The sequence below is a fragment of the Gemmatimonadaceae bacterium genome (assembly GCA_019752115.1).
GTDB lineage: Bacteria > Gemmatimonadota > Gemmatimonadetes > Gemmatimonadales > Gemmatimonadaceae > Gemmatimonas.
This window is the reverse complement of the sequence record JAIEMN010000038.1, coordinates 18,006-35,843: the sequence shown is the minus strand read 5'-3', so window position 1 is coordinate 35,843 and position 17,838 is coordinate 18,006. Positions and strand designations below refer to the sequence as shown.

The window sequence follows — 17,838 nt, the reverse complement described above, 5'->3', positions numbered from 1 at the left end:
ATCACGTCACTCCCCCTCGTAGTCGACATAGTTGTTCTCGGTTTCCCAGAGGCGCAGGCGCACCAGCGTCGCCGGTGCAATCGCGGGCGCGAGGACGCGCCACATCTGCACCACCACGTTCTCGGTGGTGGGGTTGATTCCCTGCATGTAGGGTACGTCGAGATTGAAGTTCCGGTGATCGGTCAGGCTGATCACCTCGCGCTCGACGATGTCCCGCAGGTGTCCCAGGTCGATGACATATCCGGTCGTGGCATCGATCGTCCCCTTCACCGAAACATCCAGGTGATAGTTGTGACCGTGCCAGTTGGGATTGTTGCACTTCCCGAACAGCCGGGTATTCTCGGCGTCCGAAAGGGCGGGGTTATGCACGCGATGAGCCGCGTTGAAGCGCAGCCGGCGTGTCACCGTGACGTTGGGCATGGATATTCAACCGGTGAGAAAGAAGACGAGTTCCCTCCCCTTAGAAACCGGCCGCCCGGGAAAGACAAAGGCCCCGCCACTGGGACGGAGCCTTTGCTGAAGAAACGGGAACGAAGAGGTGATCTTGAAGCCCAAAGAGAACAAATAAAGCGCTCACCGTGCTGCCGCCTTCCCCGCACTGGGGCATGACGTTGACCCGTTTGTTGCACCTTGTCTAAGGACTTATCGGCTCAAGAAGTAAAGCTCTCCGAACCCGCGTTTCATCAGTACGACGCCCAAGCTAGACCGGGGTCACACCCCGCGCAATACGAGATTGCACTAGATTGGGGGATGGACCTGACGCTGATCGCCGGAATTGTGATGCTGGTCGCGTGGGCGACCCTCACGCTCACCACCGAAGCACCGGGCTTCGTTCACCTGTTGCTGACGGCCGGTGTATTTCTGGTCATCTGGCGCATTGTCGTGCGCGGCACCCCGAACGGTCCGGACGCGAAATAGGGCGTCGGCGGCCGCCCGCTCAGATCTCCCAGTTTGACAACACCATCCCGTCAGCAGGCGGGACTTCGCTCCACCCGTGCACACTCATGCGCAGGTCGGTCCAGCGAACACGGGCGCCCAGCGCCATCAGCGTGCGGTACGCCTCCGGATAGTCCCCCTGCAGCCGGATGGCGACGCGACGTGTCCCAGCCCGGCGCGCGGTATCGGTAAGGGCGCCCAGCATGCGCGGCAGTTCCGCGCGCCGGCTCAACACGAGCTTGAGCACGCGCAGTTCGTCGCGGACGCGCCCCTCCACCAGCGGCGCGGTGTGATACACGGCAAAACCGGCGGGCGCGGCCGCATCACCCAGCAGCACCGTATCGCCGAGTTGCAGCTGCTCCGTGAGTTCGAGTTCCCTCGAGAAGTCGTACCCCGGCATGACCTGCGCGGTCAGTGCGCGACAGGCCTCCACCGTGGCGATCTGTTCCGCAGACGATCGCTGTGACAGCAGCGGCGCCGGCCGGTCCCCGAGCTGCGCATCCAGCGTGAGCGTGACGGTGAGGTGGCCGGGAACAAAGCCGAGATTCGAATAGAAGCCGATGTTGTCCATCGTGCGCGGCATCGTCTCGAGGCCAATGACGCGCACCTTCTGCAGACGCAGCCAGCGCATGCCGCTCTGCACGACGATCTTGCCGAGCCCGGCCCCCTGATGATCCGGGCGCACGCACAGCGGCCCCATCCATCCTTCGGTACCGGAGTGATGCGCCATGTTGAACGCCGCAATGCGCCCGCGCTCATCGCGCCAGCAGAGCGCGCCGTCGCCCGCATCGGCCAGCGCGTACCGCCAGATACTCGGGTTGAGCGGCGGCACCCGCACGCCGGTCATCCCATCCTTGCGATAGCGCTCGGTGAACGCCTCGGCGAACACCTCGTTGAGTTGCGGGATGTCCTCGGCAGTGGCGACGAACGGGCCCTCGAGCGGGCGCGAGGCGCGAAGCGGGCGGGAGGTCACGGCCATCCGGTCAGGCTCCGGCGAAGAGCGAATCGACCAACGGCTCCGGCTCGATGAGCGCCTCATCGGCCGCTGCCCGGCCGGTGGCGGTCGAGACCACGCTGCACCCGCGCGCCTCGTCGAAGCGCACCTGCACGAGACGATCGAGCCCCTCACGCACCTGTTCGATGTGCGTGATCACGATGACCTGTTCGAAGCGATCATTGAGCCTCCGCAGCAACTCCACCACATTCGCCCGTCGCGTTTCGTCGAGCGATCCGAAGACCTCGTCGAGGATCAGCAAGGAGAAGGCCTGCCCGGCCCGTTCGGCGATCATCTGCGAAATCGCCAGCCGCAGCACCAGGTTGCACAGGTCCTCCTCACCGCCCGAGATCACCGGCTTCGGCACGCCGTTCTCGATCACCAGCAGGCGATATTCCTCGTCGAACTCCAACGAATTGTACCGCCCGTCGGTGAGGTCGGCGAGAAAGCCGCTGGCGATCTCGGCGAGCTCGGGACGCAGCTGGAAGTTGAGATCGGTCCGCAGATCGGTCAGCGCCCGATCGAGTTCATCATGCAGGCGCTTCTCGGTTTCGAGCACATCCAGCGCGCCTTGCAGTCGCGCCAGTTCGCGCCGCCCGTGCTCGGCGGCATCGAGCGCCATCCGGGCCCGCTCCGCTTCGGCCGTCGCGGCCACCGCTTCGAGCTCGGCGCGGCGCGCTTCCGCGGCGGCCGCTTCGTACGTCTCCCGCACCCGCAGGTAGGCCGGCTCATCGATCCCGAGGCTGCCGTGCTGATCCTGCAGCGCCAGCACGCGCGTGCGGGCCGCCTCCTGCGCCGCCAACGCCCGCGTCTGCTCGGCCCGCACCTGAGGCTCACGCTCGAGGAGCGCGCTCAATCGGGCCGACCGCGTTTCGAGCGCCTGCAGCTCGGCGACCTCGCGGCGAAGCGCCGCGTGGCGGTCGGCATCATATCCGGCCGGGACCTCGGCCAGCTGACGCGTCGCCTCCGCCATGCGCTCCGTGACACGCACCCGCTGCTCCGCCACGGTGGCCGCCTCGGCCAGCGCCGCCTGGATCTTCGCGTAGCGTCGTTCGGTGGCCGCCAGCTCCTGCTGCTGCGTGCGTCGGCTGGCATCGAGCCCCTCGACCGTGGCCGGGACGGCGCTCAGCTGCTCAACGCGCTGGCGATAGTAGTTCCCATCGATGCGCACGGTTTCGAGCTGCTCGCGCACGAGGTCGAGCACCCCCTGATAGCTCGCACCGAGCGGGCGATTGCAGGTCGGGCACGGACTGTCTTCGCCGAGCCCCTCGAGTGTGTCACGCTGCTCGGCCAGTTCGGTGTACTGCGTGCGGAGCGCGTCGAGACGGGTTTCGGCCTCCTGCCGATCACGCGCCCATGCGGTGCGTTCTTCATCGAGCTGCCGCTCGGTTTCGGCGAGCGCGTTCCGCAACGCCTGCAGTTGCTGCTGCGTTTCCCGCTCCAGCGCGGGCGCGCTTTCGAGGCGACTCGCGCGTTCGGTGAGCTTGGCCTCTTCCTCGGCCAGCCCCTTCACGCGCTCGAGCAGGGCCAAGCGCCCCGATTCAGCGGCCGCCAGCTCATCGAGCTGGCGCAGCGCCTCGCGGACCGGATGGAGTGCCTGCAGCTGTTCGCGGACCGGCACGAGATCGGCATGCGCCGCCGCAATCGTGGCGAGATCGCGCTCCAGCCGCTCGATGTCACGCGCCGCGGTTTGCGCATCGTTCTCCGCCACGCGCAGCTCCGACAGCAGCTGCTGCGCCTGCTCCCGCTGCGCCTGCGCATCGCGCCACTGCGGCGCCACGGCGTCGAGCGCCTCGGCGGACACGGTACGCGCCTGCACGGCCTGCTCCGCCCGCAACCGACCGGCCGCCACGCGCGCTTCGGCATCGGCCATGGCCCGCCAGATCGCATCGGGATCGGGCATCCCCTGGCGCACGCCGTTGATCTCGGCCACGAGTGCCCGTCGCCGTTCCCGCGCGAGCTCCTGCGCCCCACTCAGGCGATCGTAGCCGAGCACGCGCGAGAGGAAGCGCGCGCGATCGGCCGGCCCGAGCGTCTTCATGACGTCGAGTTCTTTCTGCTCCGTGAAGTACGTGTGAAAGAACTCCGTGCGCGTCATCCCCAGCCGACGCTGCAGCAGCTCGGTCACGCCGGTGATCGTGTTCGCGATGGGCGTGTCGGCACCATCGAGAAAGCACTCGGCGTTTGTCAGGCCGCGCACCACGCGATACCGATGGTTCGCCAGCTCGAAGACCAGCTCGACCTTCACCGACGCGCGGGGGGCCGCACCGGTGAAGCGAATCGAGTCACGCGTACCGCGCGCCGCCGGGTTGCCATACAGCGCCCAGGCGATGGCTTCGAGAATCGTGCTCTTGCCGGAGCCGTTGGGCCCGATGATGCCGGTAAGGCCGCGCTCGAAGGTGAGCGTGGTGTCGGCGTGCTGCCGGAAGTTCTGCAGACGGAGCGAGAGAAGACGCACGCTCAGCCCTCCAGCACGGGCATCGCGGCCATGGCCGCGTCTTCCGCCTGCTGCAGATACTGCAGCCCGAGCGTCACGAGCGGTTCCCGTTCCACGCCCGCGGGCAGCACGCGCTCGCGCAGCCGTTCCGCGAGCACCTCGTGCAACGTCTGGCGACGCCCCGGCCCGCCGTCCCCCGAGCGGCGACGGGCAATGGGGTCGGGGCGACGGGCATCGAGATGGAAGTGCATGGCGCGCTTGCGATAGTCGCGCAGCGCGGCGTGATCGAGTTCGCGAACGATGTGCCGCGGCACGTTGCGGACGGTGACGCGCACGACGCGATCGTCGATGCCCCCCGGTGCCGTGTCCACGCGGGCCAGAATCGCCTTGTCGAGATCGGCGGCACTCATGCCGCTGGCATCGATCGGCTCAAGGTCGAGCAGCGGACGCGCGGGCGGCACCGGGTGAAAGTGATGCGCCCCCGATACCAGATCGTGTTCGATGAATCCCTTGCCGGGGACCCGGTGCTCCCGCTCCTCGCGCAGTTCGCCCCACGGATTGCTGCTCGTGTAGTCGAGTGACCCGCTGTAGTAAGCGCCGGGCGCGACTTCCCGATACACGTGGTAATGCCCGAGCGCGACGTAGCTCCAGCGGTCGGCGTGCAGTTCGTCGGGCGGAATCTCGATGGCCGCACGATCCGCCGGCGCCGCATGGGCCGGCAACACACCAGCGACTTCACCATGCAGCAGCAGCACCGTGTGCTCGTACCCCTCCGGGGGGAGCAGTGGCGGGCGATCGATGCCCGGCACGTCGGGGACCGCGAGCACGGCCAGAGACCGATCGGCGAAGGTGAACAGCTCCGCCTTCGCATCGGCCACATACACGCCAATCTCACGGAAGAGGCGCAGGATGCACCCGGTTTCCGCGGTCCGCGGGGCATCGTGGTTGCCGGCGACCATGACGATCGGCGTATCCGGCAAGGCCTCGCGCAACAGGTTGAACACGCGGTACGCGTGCAGGATGGCCGGATTCGACGGCCGCACCGAGTGGAAGATGTCCCCGCCGATGACGATGAGCTCGGGGGCGAGCGCCACGATCTGTTGCGCCGCCCGCTGCACGGTTGCCGCCACATCCGCCTCACGCTGATTGATCCCGGTGGGCGTGAGTCGCTGGTATTGGCGGAAGCCGAGATGCAGGTCGGCGAGGTGCACGAGGCGCATGGCCGGAAGATAGCGGGGGGGCGCTCGGCGCCACCGGGCTGATCATGCGGCCGAATGCCTGCGCGGACGCGTTCGCGGACGCGTTCGCGGACGCGTTCGCGGACGCGTTCGCGGACGCGTTCGCGGACCCGTTAGCGGACGCGCACCCGCTGCTCGATGCGGAGGTCGAGGAGCATCGGGGTGGTGCGGGCGGCCGGCCCCGACACGACCTCCGAGACGACGTCCATCTCGGTGGTGGCGTCCATGATCCAGGCACGCACCCGATCGACGCGCATACTGCCGCGAATGGTGCCGGCCGTGATCACCCGCGTCCCGGGCGGCAGTTCCCGGGCGGCGCCGTCGCGGCGCAGGCGCCCCGTGATCGAGATCCAGGCCTCACGCCCGCCCCGGGTCAGCGAATCCAGTCGCAGCTCTGCCTGCACCACGCCGTCGGTGTGATAGCCGGTGAGCGGGAGCGACGGCAGCGGGAACTCGCGCCGCCATGTCGCGCCGGTCCGAACCGGCCCCTCGGGGAGCAGCCCCGGCAGGCTTCCCAGCGTCGCACCGAGATCCCGGGCGCCGGCCGGGGGGTCGGCAATGCGCATCGCGCCCGCCGGGGTCACCTGGACGCGCACACGCCGGGCCTCGTCGGCGAGGGGCATGCGCTGCCAGGCCGGATCGGCGGCGTCCACACTGGCCGGTGGAATGGGCGGCGCGCCCGCCCACATAGCGATGGAGTCGGTCGTCGCCACGAGCGTGGTGCGCTGCAGGTCACTCGATTCCACAAACGAGTGCGCGTACAGCTGCACCCGCGTCATGCGGGCACGGTCGGCGCGTGGCCCGTACTCGGGCGCGTTCCCGCGCGCCGGACGATCCGTACTCGGGCTGCCGAGGGCCGGCGAGCTGGCATCGCCACGGCGCGCCCGCATCGTGACCGCCTGCTCCACCTGCAGACGCAGCGTATCGCCCACGCGGGGGCGCACGACGAGAGCGACGGGCCCCGTCGCCGCGCCCTGCGCAGAGACGGCGGCGCCCGGTACGAGCACTGCGCAGAGGCAGGCCCAGACGCCAGCCGCGCTGGCCGTGCGCCGTTCAGCCACCGTACTCGTCGGGGGTAAAGGCGCGCAGCGGGCGCGGACGCGGCGTCACCGATTCGGCCTCCGTGGCCGTCGGCCGGGCGCGGCGCGCCAGCTCGCGCGTGAAGGCCGCCTTCACGTCGTCGGGGCGCAGCCGCAGCACCGCATTGCGCGCCGCGAGCACTACCGGCTCATCGTAGAGCAACGTGGTCTGCTGCACCCACCCCAATTCCACGCGGGCGTCCAGCCGCCGCAGGTCACGGGTCACGGCCTGCGCGACGGTCGGCTCCGGGGCCTGCGGATAGCGTTCGACACCGGTACGCCCGGACATCACCGCCGGCCGCGGAAAGCGCACGAACACGGGCTGCGTGAAGTGCGGATGCCGCACCATCAGCTGCCCCTTGTCGAGCGTAGCGAGCCGCGCCTTCACCGCGGGACTCAGCACCTGATACCCGGGATGCGCGAGCTCGTCGGCATCCATGCGCCCGTACACCGTGGTCCCCGCATTGCCCGTCACGCGGCGATGCACCTGCGACCGAAACTGTTCGGCGCCGAAGAGCACGAGGCCCAGGTAGCGGCCGCGCTCCGCGATGTCGAGCAGCATCTTGCGCACGTAGGTGTCCGGACCGTCATGCGGCGCATACTTGTTGAGCTCATCCACAAAGACGATGACGTGATCGACGCCGAGATCGCGGCGCTCGAGATGCTCGCGCAACTTGGAGACGACCCGCGCGAAGACGAGATCCTGCGCGTCCTCTTCCACGTTGGCGACATCCACCACGTACACCGTGCGGTCGGCAAAGCTCCCGAAGGGGAGATCCGACGCCAGGCCGTCGTCCGTCACCAATCCGGCGCAGCGCGTGGAGAGGTTCGACAGGCGGTTGCGCACCTTGCGGATCGTGGCCGCATGGTGGGTCCGCCAGGTGTCGCCATTGGATTCCTCCAGCACGCGCAGCACGTCCCGGAACCACGCATCCAGATCGGCAAAGCTCTGCACGCGGTGCGTGCGGGTGAAGCGCGGATCGGTGAAGTCGCGCCCCACCACGCGCTCCCGAATGAAATCGATCAGCGCGTCGGCCTTGGCATCCACATCATCCTTGTTGAGCAGCACCTCGGCGAACTGCAGCACTTCGGTGAGCCCCCACGTCAACGGCGTCACCGACTCGGCGAGATCGGGATGCGAACGCAGCGTATTGAGCGCGTGCCCGCGTGCAGTGTAGGGGGCGAAGTACTGCACCTGCTGGAAGGGCGTGGCCGGCACCTGCAGCAGGTCGTACAACTCGCGATCGGCATCGTCGATCTGGCCTGGCTGATCGAGGAAGCAGAGGTCCGGCCCCTTCACGTTGAAGCAGACGGCCGCAATGCGGCCGCGATGGGCCGGAAAGTGGGCGAACGTCGCCTGCAGCAACCACTCCACGGCACTCGTCTTGGTGGCGAGCCCCGACACACCGGAGATGTTGAGATGGGCCGCTTCGGGGCCCACCAGAAAATCCGCATCCACGAAGATCGGCGAGCGCATCCCCCCCGCCTTGTACACACCGATCGGAATACCAGTCGGCGTCGCGCCGCGCAGATAGGCATCCATCCGCAGCGCCACCGCCACGTCGGCATCGTCGGCGAGATAGACCGCACCCATCGGCACCGGCTGCAGCGGCTCTTCGGGCACGTGACGCAGCACCTGCGCGGTGTAGAGGCGGATCTCGGTGCGCGCGGTGGGCACCGGCGGCCCATCGGCGGGCACCCCGTCGTATCCCAGCACATCATGCAGCGGCGACTGCACATCGGAGTAGCTCACCGCCTCGGTGACCACGCCGTAGACGCGCGGGATGGCGGCCTCCACCGGAATGGTGCCCTCCACCCGCACGATCGTCCCGATGCCGATGGGGGCATCGAGCGCGGTCCAGAAATGAAACGCGTGCGGCGTGTTGGGCTGACGCTCGGTGGCAACCACCCGCCCCAGTGGCGCGGGGTTCACGGGCGTCGGGGATGCGTGAGAAGCAGTCACAGCGCGCTACCGAAGAGGCGGAAAACCGCGGACGACAGATCAGACACCGAGCACGGCCTGCAGATACGATTCAACCGCGTGCACGCCGTAGCTGAGCGTATCCCAGCGCGCGTCGGGGAGCGAGAGCGGCGCACGTTCCAGCAGAATGCCCGCTGACAGCCGGTCACAGTGCGCCGTGAAGGCCTCCCAGTCGGCGTCCGCCACCGGCGGGGCCACTTCGACGCGCACCAGGCCAAAGAGCGGATCGGCCGCCGCACCATCGCGCAGTCGCAGGTACCAGCTCGCGACCGCCCGGCGCGCGGCGTGCCCGACGAGAAACGCGGGCGACCGTTCGCCACTCCGCAGCGAGAGCACGGCGGACACGGCCGCCTCGTCGCCGTAGAGCGTGGTATGAGACTTCACCACGCCAAACGCGCGGGCGCCGGCATCGATGGCCAGATTGCCGGCGATGCCCCCGTCGATCCAGAGCCACGGGTCGGGTGACGCGGCCGCGCCAGGGTGCAGGCCCTCCGCCTCGGCGACCCAGGCGGCGGCGAGTTGGCGCTCCAGGCGTTCGCGCTCCAGTGCCACCAGTTCGAGGGCGCGGGCGCGCAGGGCATGGGGGTGCAGCAGCACCGGTCCGTTGCCGGCGGCGGCTGATGCATCAATCACCGGCAGGCCACTCTCGGCGAGCTGGGCAAACGCGGCTTCACCGACGCGATCGCGCGCCACGAGGAGCATCCGCGCCACCCGTGGCGCATGCCACGTCTGCAGCTGGCGGTCCACCCGTTCGCGAATCGCGGCCGCCACACTCGCAAAAATGACGGGGGCATGCCCGACGTGTCCGAGCAGTCGACTCCGCTGCACGCCATCGAGGAACGCCCCAACCAGCGGTGCGGCGGCCGGCGTGAGCCGGCGGGCGCCGGGGGGCTCGAGCGGGGTACAGGCCGCGATGACCGGCGGCTCACCGCCCGACAGACTCAGGCGTTCGAGCGACGGGCCATCGAGTACTGGCGCTCCGCCCGCGAGCAGCGGCCGAAGGGCCCGCAGGGCGTCCGGCAGTGACGGAAGAGGCGGGGCAGCGGTCACGTGGGGGAGGCTATCGCGCCCCGTCCCCGCGCACAACGGCGCGCACACCCGGCGGCGGCGCGGCCGTAGACTTCCGGTCGTTGTCGGACGAAACTGCCTACTGTGATGATTCCCCTGTTCCTTCGCCGGCGCCCTGTGGCCGCCTGGCTTCGTATCACCCTCACGCCCGCGCTGCTGCTGGCGTCCGCCGGGCTGAGCGCCTGCGACAGCCTCAAGGCGCGTCTCAACCCACAGACCGGGGATCCGGTCTGGCAGGGGGACAGCTCGCTTGTGGCGGGGCGTCCGGATGTCGTGTATCGCGTCGTGCGCGACAAGGCCGGGACCAAGATCATCCCGGTGGCGACCGGTGGCACCACCGGGTTCGAGCCGATGCTCATGAGCGATCGCGGGTGGCGGCTGTTCGATCTCGAGTACATGCACAGCAGCAAGTCGGTCGTCCCGGTACGCGGTGGCGATCTGTTGCCGCCGGTGCCGATCCGCCGGGGCATGTGGGAGGGCGCGGCGCTCGACACCCTCGCCGGCTGTCAGGTGATGCCGCCGGCGGCGCTCGTCGATCTGCCCGCCGATGTGCAGCTGGTCGCGAGCGGCAAGGATCTCAAGCCCGCCGCGGTGGCGCCGCTGGAAGGGAGCGCGCGCGATGTGGCTCTCAGCTCCATCGCCACGCTCATCGCGCCCTCCGCCGGCATCGCGCCGTCGATGATCGGCCGCTACCAGCGCAACGTCTTCATCGTGCCCACCGGCGCATCACGCACCGAAACGATCGTCGTCACCTACGACGATCCCGATGCGCTCCCCGACAGCATCCCCCCCATCGCGCAGCGCCCGCGTCACCTCATCGTGGTGCTCGACAAGGGCGTCTACGGCTTCAAGCCCACCTACGTGTTCAAGACCGTGGGCAACGCCAAGGACCAGCCGCGCCGCCGCTTCCTGGGCGCCTTCGATGCCGATCATGACGGCAAGGCGGAACTCTTCTTCGGCCTGCAGGATCCGAAGTGGACGCTCGTCACCTATGCCCTCAAGTGGGACATCGATGCGTGGCATGAGCAGTTCAAGTACGAACGGGCGCGATGCCACGGGTGAGGAGAGCGGGCGGACAGTCCGCATTCTAGGAGCCAGGGGGAAGGGCTAAGGGGGGAGTGATCGGACTTCCCCCTCAGCCCTCCCCCCTGGCTCCTGAATTGCGATGCCAGCCCTACTCTACTCCTATGTCCCATGCCTGCTCGAGATCCCGCTTGCTGTAGGCGCGGAACGCGGTGAGCGTCTGCGTGCGGATGATCCCGGGGACCTTGGCAAATTCCTGCGTCACGACCGTGGCGATCTGCTCGAGATCGGGGACGCGGACAATGGCCACGAGATCCCAGGCGCCTGAGACCGAGTAGACCTCACTCACGCCGCCGATACCGGCCAGCGCGGTGGCGCAGGCGGTGATGTGCTTGGGATCCGCCTGAATGAGAACGATGGTGGTGATCATGCAGCCGACTCCGGTCAGGCAGTGAGACAGCGAGCCATGCGCGTCACCCCGTCGACGGCAACCGACTCGGTCGTGGCATAACTGGCGCGTACCCAGCCAGGCGTGAGAAACGCACTGCCCGGCACGCACGCGACCTGATACTCGTCGAGCACCGCCGCGGCGAACGCGGCCCCGGGATCGGCGGCGCCGCGAAAGCCCTCGACGTTCATGTACACGTAGAAGGCCCCCGCCGGGTGCACGTAGCGCACGCCGGGGAACGCCGCGAGGGCGCGCACCACCGCGTCGCGACGCTGACGGAAGCTCGCGACCATGGCGTTCACCGCCGCGTCGGCTTCCTCTACCCGTGACATGGCCGCCAGCGTGGCGTACTGCGAAATCGAACTCGCGTTCGATGTGGTGTGCCCCTGGAACGCCGTCATCGCCTTGCTCACCGCGACCGGCGCGATCGTCCAACCGATCCGCCACCCGGTCATGGCGTACGCCTTCGCGACGCCGTTCACCACGATGAGATTCTCGCGCGTCGGCGCCAGCTCGAGCGACGAATGTGCCCCACCCTCATACGCGATACGGCGGTAGATCTCGTCGGCGATCATCCACCATCCCCGCTCGGCGGCGAGCGCGAGAATCGCGCGCAGCTCGTCAGCGGTGTACACCGCGCCGGTGGGGTTGCTCGGTGAGCAGAGCATCACGCCCTTCGTGCGCGGCGTGGCGGCTGCGGCAAGCATGTCGGCGGTGACCTTGAGCGAGTTCGCCGGATCGCCGTACACGGGGACCGCCGTCGCGCGCGCCAGATCGACCATCTCGTAGTAGCTCATCCACGCCGGCGTCGGGATCAGCACCTCATCACCGGGGCCAAAGCAGCACACGCAGGCGTTGTAGAGCGACTGCTTGGAGCCATTCGAGACCACCACCTCGGCGGCGGTCACCGGGGCGCCCTGGGCCTGCAGCCGGTTCGCGTCGGCGGCGATCGCCTCGCGAAGGGGCGGGATCCCTTCCGTGGACGTGTAGTGCGTGTGGCCGGCGTTCATGGCGTCCACGGCCGCATCCCGGATGAACTGCGGGGTATCGAAGTCCGGCTCCCCCGCCCCGAGGTCAATGACCGGCTGGCCGGCGGCGCGAAGCGCGCGGGCCTTGGCCGCCACGGCCAGGGTGGCTGACTCCTTCAGGCGGGCGATGTTGGCCGACGGCTGGAACAGCAGCGACATGAAAGGGACGACATCGAGGGTGATTTTCCCGACGGAACCAGCTAGGTTCCATGGTTCGGCCGGTGGATGGACCAGTCCGGACGAGTGTCGCCCGCAATTAAGCGTGCGCCACGGGAGGGCGCCACGCGTGGGTTCCTCAGGGAAACGCGGGCGATCGAGAGGCGTCATTGGGACGCGCAGCGCCGACCGTTGGGCGGTCGGCCTTTTCTGACAACTGACGGAGCGGGACGTGAGCGAGCAGGAACGGGAAGAGACGTCGCCAGGGGCGACGCGGAGCCAGCACGTGGTGCTGCAGGGACCCGCCGATGTGCGGATGATGGCCGCTGCCATGCGGCCGGGGATTGAACGGAGCCGTGCGGGTGGCCAGGACGCCGCCCCGACCTGCCTGGTGATCACGCCCACGCCCGATCAGGCGCTGACCGCGGCCGATCAGGCCCGTCGCCTCCTCAGTGATGATGCCGCCCGCGTCGTGCCCGTCTCGGGCGTGACCCGCGCCCGCCGCGTTCTCGCCGCCGGTCCGGTGGCCGTGGTGACCGGCGCGCCGAGCGACCTGCTCGCGCTCCGCCGTGATGCGGCCCTCGACCTCGAGCAGTTGCAGACGGTGGTCATCATCGGCCTCGACGAGATCCTTGCCAACGGCGGCGCCGACACGCTGCAGACGCTCCTCGGGGATGCCCCGGGTGACGTCGGCCGTGTCGCCACGCTCGACAGCGAGTCGCCGGAGACCGAGGCGTTCCTCGAGGCGCAGATGCATCGCGCCCGCCGCATCGCCCCGCCCCTCGTGGGCGATGCGCCGCTCGCCGTCACGCCGCGCTTCGTGATCACGTCGGCCGCCGGCCGCGCGGAAGCGCTGCGCGCGGTGCTCGACGAGACCGACCCGCCGTCGCTCGCCGTGGTCGCCCATACCGATCAGGGGGTCCAGCAGGCCACGGATGCGCTGACGCGCCTCGGGCTTACGGTGGACGGTCTGCTCGTGCAGGTGGTGCGCCAGCCCACCGCGCAGCACGTCGCGATGACGGTGCTCTGGGAAGCGCCCACGTCGTATGAAGCCCTCGCCGAAGCGCTGGCCGTGCGTCCGGTCGATGCCGTCGCGCTGCTCCTCCCCGACGAGCTGCCCGCGTTCCGGCGCATGACGCACAATCTGGCCGAAGCGTGGACGCCGGCGCCGAAGAAGGCGCACGCCGAAGAGCGTGTGCAGCAGCTGCGCACCGCGGTGCGCTCCACGCTGCTCAACGGCGGCGCCACGGCGAGCGAAATGGCGCTGCTCGCGCCGCTGCTCGATTCGTACGATGCCCTGGAGATCGCCTGCGCCGCCCTGCGCCTCTACGAAGGCGCGAAGCGTGACGTGGCGGCGACCAAGGCGCGGGCCGCCGCGGCCGGTGCCAAGCCCACCGCTCCGCGCGATGCGCGTGGGGAGAGCGCGGCGACGCCAGCGTCGGGACGCCTCAAGGTGTTCCTGGCGGCCGGCAAGCGCGACGAGGTGCGCGTCGGTGATATCGTGGGCGCCATCGCCAACGAGGCGGGAATCCCGGGCGAGCGGATCGGCCAGGTGGAGCTGTACGAATCGCACACGACCGTGGAACTCGCGGCCGATGATGCCGCCAAGGTGGTTGAGGCACTCAGCGGTGCCACGCTGCGTGGCCGTCGCTTGAGCGCCCGCATCGATGAACGCGGCGGCGAGCGTGGTGGGGCGCGCGGTGGTGACCGTGGCGGTGATCGCGGCGGCCGAGGGTTCGGTGGGCCGCGTGGCGGTGGTGACCGCCCGCGCTTCGGTGGCGATCGGAGCGACCGCGGTGACCGCGGGGATCGCGGCGAGCGGCCGCGCTTTGGCGGTGGCGACCGGTCGGGCTCGCGCGGCGAGCGTCCGGCGCGCAGCTTCGATCGGGGCGACGATCGCGGGGATCGCGGTGGGCGGGGCTTTGGTGGCCCGCCGCGCGGCGGGAACCGTCCGGTGCGCGCCGACGATGAACGTCGCGCGTTCGGCGATCGTCCCATTCGCGAACGCACCGAGAATCGCGCTGAGTGGTCGGAGCGCGCCGAGCGCATGAAGCATGCGAAGCGGCCGCCGCGTCGTCCGTTTGGCCAGGACAACCAGGAGTAAATCGTGCAGGGCAGCTTCCAGGCGTCGGGCGGCTGGATCGAGGTGGTGGCGGGCGTGATGTTCAGCGGCAAGACGGAGGAGCTCCTCCGTCGCGTGCGCCGCGCGAACATCGCCCGCAAGCGGGTGCAGGTGTTCAAATCCCATCTCGATGACCGGTACGCCGGCCTGTGGGCCGTCTCCAGTCACGACAAGCGCACGTTCGATGCGACGCCGGTGGATTCGTCGTCGCAGATCATGCTACGCCTCGATCCGATGGCGCAGGTCATTGCCATCGACGAAGCGCAGTTCCTGGATGCCGGTGTGGTGCAGGTGGCCACGGCGCTCGCGGAACGCGGGCGCCGCGTCATCTGCGCCGGCACCGACACCGATTTCCGCGGCGAGCCCTTCGGCGCCATGCCGCAGCTCATGGCCGTGGCCGAGGTCGTCGACAAGCTGCACGCGATCTGCGTGCTCTGCGGCTCGCCGGCCAGCCGCAATCAGCGGCTCATCGACGGCAAACCCGCCCCCTACGATTCGCCGGTCATCATGGTGGGCGCGGCGGACTCATACGAGGCCCGCTGCCGGGCCTGTCATATCGTGCCGCGGCGCGACGAGGCCCAGCAGCAACTGCTGTAGCCACGGCGCCTAACGCGCGCTGTGCGCGCACGCTGTGCGCGTGCGCGATGCGTGTACGCTCTGCGCGCGGGTTACCCGCGCGCGTTGGCGATCAGGCGCGCGAGATCGGGTACGGCAAAGGGCTTGGGGAGAAACGGCACGCCGCGCGCATCCAGTCGCGCGCGCGCGTCCGGATTCACCACATAGCCGCTGATCGCGGCCACCGGCAGCCCGGCGTACTGCACCTTCACCGCATCGATCAGATCGAGCCCGGACATTCCCGGCATGGTGAGGTCGGTGAGCATCAGGGACACGTCGGGCGCGCGCTGCGCCAGGAATTCCAGCGCTTCGGCGCCGGAGCCCACGACGTAGACGACCTCGCCCAGCTTCTCGAGCATGCGGCGCCCGAGATCGCGCAGCATCAGGTCATCATCCACGAGCAGAATGCCACCCGTACGCGTATCCGCCGGTTCGGTGCGCACCATGGGCATGCCCAGCGGCGGCGTCCCCGCGGCCGGCAGATGGAGGCGTACGGTCGTGCCTTCGTTCGGGGCCGACTCGCACTCGATGAAACCGCGGATCTGGTGCACCATGCCGTGCACCGACGCGAGCCCCATCCCGCGATTCGCGCCGAACGGCTGCGTGGAGAAGAAGGGCTCGAAGAGCCGCGCCCGAATCTCTTCCCGCATCCCGAGGCCGGTGTCGGCAACGGTGAGCACCGCAAACGGACGCGGGCGCGCATCCTCACGCGACTCGTGCGGATGCCGCACGGAGGTCATCGCGGTCCGCAGCGTGAGCGTGCCACCGGTGGGCATGGCCGCGCGCGCATTGTCGGTGAGTGCGCGCAGGGCATCGAGCAGACGCGTGCGGTCAACGGAGGCGATGACTGGCGTCGGACTCAAATCCAGCTTGACGGCGATCGCGAGCGGGAACTCCTGCCGGATGATCGGCAGCTGATCCTTGAGCAGCGCACCCAGATCCACCGGCTCGGTGCGCAGCAGCTGGCGCCGCCCCACCGCGAGCAGCCGACGCGTGAGCTCTTCGGCGCGCGTGGTGGCCCGATCGATCGCAGCAACATCTTCGATCTGCGGATTGTCCTCACCCAGACCGTCGCGCAGGAACATCGTGGCGCCACGAATGACCGTCAGCAGGTTGTTGAAGTCGTGCGCGATGCCGCCTGCCAACTGCGCCACCGCTTCCAGCTTCTGCGCCTGCCGCAACCGTTCTTCCGACGCGCGTTCATCGGTGACATCGGTGAACACCGCCACCGACGCATACGGACGCTGCTCCCCCGGTCGGGTCAGCGGATCGGCCGTGACGCTGAGCCACGCGAAGATGTCATCGCCGCGCCGAACGCCCATGATCTGCCGGGGCTGACTCACACCGCTGCGGAGCGCCACCATGGCCGGATGCTCGGCGGCCGGCCATTCGGAGCCATCTTCACGCACCGCCTGCCAGTCGCGATCGACCGGCTTCTGTCCCATGAGCTGCGCGGCCGTCAGACCGAGAATACGCTCGGCACTGGGATTGCAGATGCGAATGGCGCCGGTCTCATCGTGCAGCACCACGCCTTCGCGCATGCCCGCAATCACGGCGCGGAACCGGACTTCCGACTCGCGCAACTGCCGCTCGGCGCGCACGCGGTCGGAGATGTCGTGAATGATGAGATGCAGCACGCGGCGCTGCGAAATCCGGGCGACGCCAATGAATGCTTCGACCTGACGCGTCTCGCCGATCGCGATGCGGTGCTCCCGTTGTACGCGGAGGCCGGTGCCCACCGGGATGCTCGCGGTCAGCTCGCGCCAATGCTCCAACGAGATCGTCTCGAGATCGGTGACGAACATCGTGGTCAGAATCGCGCGCGGCCATCCGTAGAACGCCTCGGCGGCCGGGTTGGCGTCGACGATGGCGGCGGTTTCAACATCGGCCAGGAGCTGAATGGCGCCGTTGTTCTCGAACAGCTGGCGATGCCGGGCTTCACTCGCTTCCAGCGACAGGCGCTCGAGGTGCTGCGCCGTGACATCCCGCGAGCTGATGGCCACACAATCGGTATCCACCGGCACCAGCTGGCGCTGGAGCCAGCGGGCCGGCTGATCCGCGGTGGGGGCGAGCTGGGTGGCTTCCAGTGGCTGCTGCGAGATCACCACGCGACAGCACTGGTCCCACAGCCCCCAGTCGAGACTGCGCGGGAATCGCTCGAAGAGCGAGGCGCCAATCAGCGCTTCCCGCGTCCCCTCGACCATATCGGCCGCGCGCTGATTGGCGTGCAGGATCCGGAAGTCGGCGATCCGGCCATCCTCCGCGCGCACGGCACGGGCGAGCACGAACGCGTCAAAGCCCGCGTCGAGCACGCCGCGCAGACGGGATTCGGAGGTGGCGAGGACTTCGGAGGTCGCCTGTTGCGCACGACTGGCCCAAACCGTCACATCGCTGGCACGCCAGAGCCACTCCCGGCCAAAGGGCGAGCGCACGAAGGAGCAGGCGTAGACGCGGGCATCGGCGCCGTCACCCACGCGCAGCTCGGTTGACTCGGACGCGGTGGCGGCGGGGTCCGTTGGCGGATCGAGCAGGCGCGGTGGGAGGACCCCGCCGGCGAAGAGGCGCTCGGCGCTCTGATTGATCCCGAGGATCTGGCCACCCTCGTCGACGACGAGCAACGGCTCGCCCAGCGCGTCATGCGCGGTCAACAGGTCGGCGAGCCGAGAATCCACGGGCGGCGGCGGAACGGGGAAAGGGCGGGTGGGATGCCCGA

At 69.2% G+C, this 17,838-nt stretch carries 14 protein-coding genes; 4 read left to right on the top strand and 10 right to left on the bottom strand.

The genetic code is table 11. The features are described 5' to 3' along the window. Positions 1 to 6 precede the first annotated feature (6 nt). The gene (locus K2R93_16885; GenBank protein ID MBY0491515.1) at positions 7 to 420 is read right to left on the bottom strand and encodes a 6-carboxytetrahydropterin synthase; all 414 of its coding nucleotides are present in this window, start codon (positions 418 to 420) and stop codon (positions 7 to 9) included. A 330-nt stretch (positions 421 to 750) separates the two neighbouring features. On the opposite strand from K2R93_16885, the gene K2R93_16880 reads away from it, so the two are divergent. Beyond that, a complete protein-coding gene (locus K2R93_16880) occupies positions 751 to 918 on the top strand; it encodes a hypothetical protein (GenBank protein ID MBY0491514.1) in 168 nt (55 codons plus the stop codon). A 19-nt stretch (positions 919 to 937) separates the two neighbouring features. Here K2R93_16880 and K2R93_16875 read toward each other — a convergent pair whose 3' ends face one another. From K2R93_16875 to K2R93_16850, 6 genes are all read right to left on the bottom strand, one after another. Beyond that, entirely contained in the window at positions 938 to 1,915 is a 978-nt protein-coding gene (locus K2R93_16875) for a GNAT family N-acetyltransferase (GenBank protein MBY0491513.1), read from the bottom strand. A gap of 4 nt (positions 1,916 to 1,919) precedes the next feature. Further along, positions 1,920 to 4,388 carry an SMC family ATPase gene (locus K2R93_16870; protein MBY0491512.1) on the bottom strand — a complete coding sequence of 823 codons (2,469 nt, stop codon included), beginning with the start codon at positions 4,386 to 4,388 and terminating at the stop codon, positions 1,920 to 1,922. A gap of 2 nt (positions 4,389 to 4,390) precedes the next feature. Next, on the bottom strand, positions 4,391 to 5,587 hold the full coding sequence (locus K2R93_16865; protein MBY0491511.1) for a DNA repair exonuclease: 1,197 nt from the start codon (positions 5,585 to 5,587) through the stop codon (positions 4,391 to 4,393). 131 nt (positions 5,588 to 5,718) lie between these two features. Then, on the bottom strand, positions 5,719 to 6,666 hold the full coding sequence (locus K2R93_16860) for a hypothetical protein (GenBank protein MBY0491510.1): 948 nt from the start codon (positions 6,664 to 6,666) through the stop codon (positions 5,719 to 5,721). Further along, positions 6,659 to 8,647 (bottom strand): hypothetical protein, encoded by a 1,989-nt coding sequence (locus K2R93_16855; GenBank protein MBY0491509.1) that lies wholly within the window; start codon positions 8,645 to 8,647, stop codon positions 6,659 to 6,661. The genes K2R93_16860 and K2R93_16855 overlap by 8 nt, the downstream gene beginning before the upstream one ends. Before the next feature lie 39 nt (positions 8,648 to 8,686). Beyond that, entirely contained in the window at positions 8,687 to 9,715 is a 1,029-nt protein-coding gene (locus K2R93_16850; protein ID MBY0491508.1) for a hypothetical protein, read from the bottom strand. Between the two features lie 105 nt (positions 9,716 to 9,820). On the opposite strand from K2R93_16850, the gene K2R93_16845 reads away from it, so the two are divergent. Next, positions 9,821 to 10,795, top strand: a complete 975-nt coding sequence (locus tag K2R93_16845; GenBank protein ID MBY0491507.1) for a hypothetical protein — start codon at positions 9,821 to 9,823, stop codon at positions 10,793 to 10,795. A gap of 112 nt (positions 10,796 to 10,907) precedes the next feature. Here K2R93_16845 and K2R93_16840 read toward each other — a convergent pair whose 3' ends face one another. Together K2R93_16840 and K2R93_16835 are read right to left on the bottom strand one after the other, a co-directional pair. Next, positions 10,908 to 11,186, bottom strand: coding sequence for an Lrp/AsnC ligand binding domain-containing protein (locus tag K2R93_16840; GenBank protein ID MBY0491506.1), 279 nt, complete (start codon positions 11,184 to 11,186; stop codon positions 10,908 to 10,910). 14 nt (positions 11,187 to 11,200) lie between these two features. After that, positions 11,201 to 12,391: a pyridoxal phosphate-dependent aminotransferase gene (locus tag K2R93_16835; protein MBY0491505.1), complete on the bottom strand. Its 1,191-nt coding sequence runs from the start codon at positions 12,389 to 12,391 to the stop codon at positions 11,201 to 11,203. 229 nt (positions 12,392 to 12,620) lie between these two features. On the opposite strand from K2R93_16835, the gene K2R93_16830 reads away from it, so the two are divergent. Beyond that, positions 12,621 to 14,492, top strand: coding sequence for a DEAD/DEAH box helicase (locus K2R93_16830; protein ID MBY0491504.1), 1,872 nt, complete (start codon positions 12,621 to 12,623; stop codon positions 14,490 to 14,492). A 3-nt stretch (positions 14,493 to 14,495) separates the two neighbouring features. Beyond that, positions 14,496 to 15,107, top strand: a complete 612-nt coding sequence (locus tag K2R93_16825; protein ID MBY0491503.1) for a thymidine kinase — start codon at positions 14,496 to 14,498, stop codon at positions 15,105 to 15,107. A gap of 71 nt (positions 15,108 to 15,178) precedes the next feature. Here K2R93_16825 and K2R93_16820 read toward each other — a convergent pair whose 3' ends face one another. Beyond that, positions 15,179 to 17,797 (bottom strand): PAS domain S-box protein, encoded by a 2,619-nt coding sequence (locus tag K2R93_16820; protein MBY0491502.1) that lies wholly within the window; start codon positions 17,795 to 17,797, stop codon positions 15,179 to 15,181. Positions 17,798 to 17,838: the final 41 nt, after the last annotated feature.

Bases quoted from the DNA above. Each gene is read 5' to 3' on its own strand.
- K2R93_16885 (MBY0491515.1), bottom strand. From the start codon at position 420: ATGCCCAACGTCACGGTGACACGCCGGCTGCGCTTCAACGCGGCTCAT.
- K2R93_16880 (MBY0491514.1), top strand. From the start codon at position 751: ATGGACCTGACGCTGATCGCCGGAATTGTGATGCTGGTCGCGTGGGCG.
- K2R93_16875 (MBY0491513.1), bottom strand. From the start codon at position 1,915: ATGGCCGTGACCTCCCGCCCGCTTCGCGCCTCGCGCCCGCTCGAGGGC.
- K2R93_16865 (MBY0491511.1), bottom strand. From the start codon at position 5,587: ATGCGCCTCGTGCACCTCGCCGACCTGCATCTCGGCTTCCGCCAATAC.
- K2R93_16845 (MBY0491507.1), top strand. From the start codon at position 9,821: ATGATTCCCCTGTTCCTTCGCCGGCGCCCTGTGGCCGCCTGGCTTCGT.
- K2R93_16840 (MBY0491506.1), bottom strand. From the start codon at position 11,186: ATGATCACCACCATCGTTCTCATTCAGGCGGATCCCAAGCACATCACC.
- K2R93_16835 (MBY0491505.1), bottom strand. From the start codon at position 12,391: ATGTCGCTGCTGTTCCAGCCGTCGGCCAACATCGCCCGCCTGAAGGAG.